Source organism: Bacillota bacterium, from assembly GCA_018818595.1.
In the GTDB taxonomy this organism is placed as follows: domain Bacteria; phylum Bacillota_I; class Bacilli_A; order Izemoplasmatales; family Hujiaoplasmataceae; genus JAHIRM01.
In genome coordinates this window covers 1-3,496 of sequence record JAHIRM010000057.1, presented here as the reverse complement: position 1 = coordinate 3,496, position 3,496 = coordinate 1, and the positions used below count along the sequence as shown (strand labels likewise).

Below are 3,496 nucleotides of genomic sequence, written 5' to 3'. Positions count from 1 at the left end.
TGCTCAGCTTTGCGTTATACAAATAAAACGAAAGGATAACGAAATGCCCTCCAAAACTAAAACTCTTGTTAAAGAACACAAATGTCTCGATTTAGACGAAATAGTTACCATTACAACCACACAAAGGACCATACCGGGCAAAAAACCATGGCTTACAGGCTTCGATTGTGACAAGCAGCACTCTTGCCCTATAGTGGCATCGTCAAACAAAAATCCTAAAATCTTAGCTTGTCAATTATATTCTATTTTCAAAAAAAGAGGCACCCGATAACCTTCATACATTTCTTCTGTTATTTTAAACGAATATAACGTAATCCATACTCCATCTCGGGTTAATGCACGGATGCTAACATGGTCATTATATTCACCATCATCTGCACCCAATTCAAACACGATGTCTTTATTCTTCATTTTTTTCCCTTTAGTTTGGAGGTTAATAAAAATGTATAACAAATCATTCAACCAGACAGGCAAAATAATTGCCATGCAATACAGGCTGTTCTTTTATCTGTTTTCTAATTGTCTTTTCCATCATATCACCTTTCTTTCGTAATCGTATCTTTATTTTGAAGTATGTTTATCAGTGCCCTTAAGTTTATATTTAGCTCTTTAAGACTTCTTGCAGTTTGGATCTGTGTTGGTTGCCCTGGGTGGTAATCTCCTTTTCCCATTGCATCTATAAAGGCATCTGATATGTCTTCATCGACAACGCTTAATTCTTTTTCTTCCATAATATTCATTGTATCTCTCCAGTTCGATAAAATGGTTTATAACAATTCAGTTGAGCAGACGGGAACCACAGGCGGGCTTTGAAAATATATTGAGCACCCGCTGCTCACTTCTACGTTACTTTGCAAACAGAACGTCTGCCGGTGTTTTTAAAAGTTTGGAAAACAGCTTAGTCTGATCTTTCGTAGGATCTCGATAGCAATTTATTAGCTTTGATACAATCGCTTCATCGATTTCTGCCGCGAGTGCAAACCTGCCCTGATTATCAAAATATTCAACTATCTTCAGCCGCAATATTTTTCTGATTTGTTTTGATGGTTTTGTTTTCATGATTGTCTTCTAATCTTTTTTTTCGTGTTTGTCAAGATAATTGTTGACAAATAATAAAATAGCATGTAAGAGTAAGCTCAAATGATGGAATATTCAAATATAAGTGGCTTCGATTCTGTGACACAAGTTTTATCACAATATGTTGATAAATCTTGGTTTAAGGATGAACATTGTTATCGTGGATCTTATATTCATAATTATATCAAGAATCATTTATTGGGTGTTTGGAATATGCCGGCGCCGGATGAATATAAAGGCTATATTGAATCCGGATTATTATGGATTGAAAAAAATGTTGATAAGGTTCTCATGGTTGAAAACGGTGATAAGACCCGGCTTGTGGATCAACAACATCGGTATAGTGGACAGCCGGATTTATTAAACACTTTAAAAATTAATCCCAAACCCGGGATTACGGACTGGAAAACTTCTATTGCCTTTTCGGTTGTTTGGGCTGGTCAATGTGCCGGCTATTGGAATCTTGTTCGTTTGAACGGATATCCGGATGCTGACTGGGCGGTGGCTGTTCGGTTAAGAAAAAGTGGAAAGATAGCGCTTGCCAACTTTATTCAGAACTTACCATTGGAGTTACAATATTTTTTAAATGCTAATGCGGCGCATAGACGGTATGCTTTAAAAGTTACATAGGAGAGTAAAATGGGACTTGGGGTTCATTTTGATGATGATTATAGTGAAGAAATTCGTCGTATTCAATTGATACTTGAACCAATGTATCATCTAAAACCAACTAATTTACCTTGTAAAACACCTAATAATTATGGATATTCTCATCCAATAATTAAAGCAGAAGATTTGAATTTCCCAAGAGAATATTATGAATCCACAGGTCTGCCAAAAGAAGAAATAGATGCAGTTGAACAACAATTTATGAATCACAAAACAAGAATATTAAAAGCAGAAAAGCAAATAAACTTTAAATTATTAAATAATACTCAAAAATATGAATTGGGTAAAAAAATAGGAACGAAAGGGGACTAAATGCCAGAAAAAAAACCACTTTCCATTTCTGATTTAATCGACAGATTGCAAAAATTTAAAGCCGAGCATGGTGATTTGCCTGTTTATGGTGCTTGTGATGGGGGATTTGAGTTTATATTAAACATAGAAGGCGATGTTCTGCTTAAAGAACCACGGACTGAAAATTCACAACATCCAGAACTTTATCCACCTACGCTTTATCCAAAACGGGTTGTGATAGGGGATTCATGAATTTGATAAAGTTATTCTACCACGAATCGATACGCTAACCATTAGCACTTATATTGTTTACCGTTGCTATGGGCGTGCTGTTGATAATTAGTCTCGCTATTTTAATTTTTAAATAACGAAAGGATAAGTTATGGGAAAAAATAACGGCAAGGTAAAAACATTGAACGATGATTTTAAAGTCTTAGCGCGATCAATAGAATTGATGATATTTTCAATATACGGTAAGAAATTAAATTTTGGGTTGATTATCTCTGATGCTGTATTTATTACTAATGTAGCAATAGATAATGAAATGATTGATTTCTTAAAAGAAAGAATTAGGTTTTTCGAGCAAAACATAGACAATGTAAAAATTCTTTAGCCAAAAAGAAAGGAGGCTCTTAAATGCCAGATGAAAAAGTAATACCCATGTTTGAGGTTGCCAGTTCTAACATCAAAGCTATTGGGTATCATCCCAGCACTCTTACCCTGCGCATTCAGTTCAAGGCCGGCGGCAGATATGATTATCTTGGCGTGTCTCCTAGGGTAAGTACGATTGCACTAAATTGAATATCCCGGCATAAAACAAAAAGGAGGGCTCGATTTGACTCAAACATATAAAAGTAAGATTGACCACGAAATAGTCGAAAAAGTTTGTAGCGACTGCGGCATAATAGCAAACATACCTGATCATCTGGAATGGCATGGATTTAAGCATTTTAATTTTGGCATCGAATATGTCTCATTATTTGATTCAGATATGCATTATGAACTGGATCTATGTCGGTATTGTGCTACAGAATTATTCAAAAAATTATTAAAAAATGTTCGCCGGCAAGTTTTAAAAGAGTCAGCTAAAAGGACTGCTTGCGATTGTGTATCGCCAATTTTATTGGGCCATGAAGATTGTGAATCTATTCCGAAGGGTTATGCCCGTTGCCAGGAATGCAGACTATTTATTAAAATTTAAACAGAGGATTATCATGAATGAAATGTGTGATTTTTGTGGGGGAAAGATCAGGTTTATTTATCCATTTGATCCTGACGGAGAAATAAATGCCTGCAGCGAATGTTCCGGTTTTTATGGGCCACGAGCCCGGGAAATAGCCTTTAAGATAAAAAATAACATTTCCGAAAATATGGCTGAATTTTTAGAACAACAATATTTTTATGTTGAACCAAAGATTAAAGCTTGGGTTAAAAGACATCTTGATGAATTAATGGCTCC

At 35.4% G+C, this 3,496-nt stretch carries 10 protein-coding genes; 7 read left to right on the top strand and 3 right to left on the bottom strand.

Annotation, left to right across the window (positions count from 1 at the left end):
- Positions 1-231: 231 nt before the first annotated feature.
- From KJ971_08695 to KJ971_08685, 3 genes are all read right to left on the bottom strand, one after another.
- Entirely contained in the window at positions 232-411 is a 180-nt protein-coding gene (locus KJ971_08695) for a hypothetical protein (GenBank protein MBU1145909.1), read from the bottom strand.
- Between the two features lie 125 nt (positions 412-536).
- Entirely contained in the window at positions 537-740 is a 204-nt protein-coding gene (locus KJ971_08690; GenBank protein ID MBU1145908.1) for a hypothetical protein, read from the bottom strand.
- A gap of 106 nt (positions 741-846) precedes the next feature.
- On the bottom strand, positions 847-1,059 hold the full coding sequence (locus KJ971_08685; GenBank protein ID MBU1145907.1) for a hypothetical protein: 213 nt from the start codon (positions 1,057-1,059) through the stop codon (positions 847-849).
- Positions 1,060-1,140: 81 nt separating this feature from the next.
- Between KJ971_08685 and KJ971_08680 the strand changes: the two genes are divergently transcribed.
- The 7 genes from KJ971_08680 to KJ971_08650 all read left to right on the top strand — a co-directional run.
- Positions 1,141-1,707 carry a hypothetical protein gene (locus tag KJ971_08680; protein MBU1145906.1) on the top strand — a complete coding sequence of 189 codons (567 nt, stop codon included), beginning with the start codon at positions 1,141-1,143 and terminating at the stop codon, positions 1,705-1,707.
- 9 nt (positions 1,708-1,716) lie between these two features.
- Complete coding sequence (locus tag KJ971_08675; protein MBU1145905.1) at positions 1,717-2,058, top strand: hypothetical protein; 342 nt, start codon at positions 1,717-1,719, stop codon at positions 2,056-2,058.
- Entirely contained in the window at positions 2,059-2,289 is a 231-nt protein-coding gene (locus KJ971_08670; GenBank protein MBU1145904.1) for a hypothetical protein, read from the top strand. It abuts the gene before it with no gap.
- A 130-nt stretch (positions 2,290-2,419) separates the two neighbouring features.
- A complete protein-coding gene (locus KJ971_08665; protein ID MBU1145903.1) occupies positions 2,420-2,650 on the top strand; it encodes a hypothetical protein in 231 nt (76 codons plus the stop codon).
- Positions 2,651-2,673: 23 nt separating this feature from the next.
- The gene (locus KJ971_08660; protein MBU1145902.1) at positions 2,674-2,838 is read left to right on the top strand and encodes a KTSC domain-containing protein; all 165 of its coding nucleotides are present in this window, start codon (positions 2,674-2,676) and stop codon (positions 2,836-2,838) included.
- Between the two features lie 34 nt (positions 2,839-2,872).
- Positions 2,873-3,238, top strand: a complete 366-nt coding sequence (locus KJ971_08655; GenBank protein MBU1145901.1) for a hypothetical protein — start codon at positions 2,873-2,875, stop codon at positions 3,236-3,238.
- A gap of 13 nt (positions 3,239-3,251) precedes the next feature.
- Positions 3,252-3,496 (top strand): hypothetical protein (locus KJ971_08650; protein ID MBU1145900.1); only part of this gene is annotated, 245 nt, incomplete at its 3' end.

Coding starts and splice junctions, on each gene's coding strand:
- KJ971_08695 (MBU1145909.1), bottom strand. CDS start 411: ATGAAGAATAAAGACATCGTGTTTGAATTGGGTGCAGATGATGGTGAA.
- KJ971_08690 (MBU1145908.1), bottom strand. CDS start 740: ATGAATATTATGGAAGAAAAAGAATTAAGCGTTGTCGATGAAGACATA.
- KJ971_08685 (MBU1145907.1), bottom strand. CDS start 1,059: ATGAAAACAAAACCATCAAAACAAATCAGAAAAATATTGCGGCTGAAG.
- KJ971_08680 (MBU1145906.1), top strand. CDS start 1,141: ATGATGGAATATTCAAATATAAGTGGCTTCGATTCTGTGACACAAGTT.
- KJ971_08675 (MBU1145905.1), top strand. CDS start 1,717: ATGGGACTTGGGGTTCATTTTGATGATGATTATAGTGAAGAAATTCGT.
- KJ971_08670 (MBU1145904.1), top strand. CDS start 2,059: ATGCCAGAAAAAAAACCACTTTCCATTTCTGATTTAATCGACAGATTG.
- KJ971_08665 (MBU1145903.1), top strand. CDS start 2,420: ATGGGAAAAAATAACGGCAAGGTAAAAACATTGAACGATGATTTTAAA.
- KJ971_08660 (MBU1145902.1), top strand. CDS start 2,674: ATGCCAGATGAAAAAGTAATACCCATGTTTGAGGTTGCCAGTTCTAAC.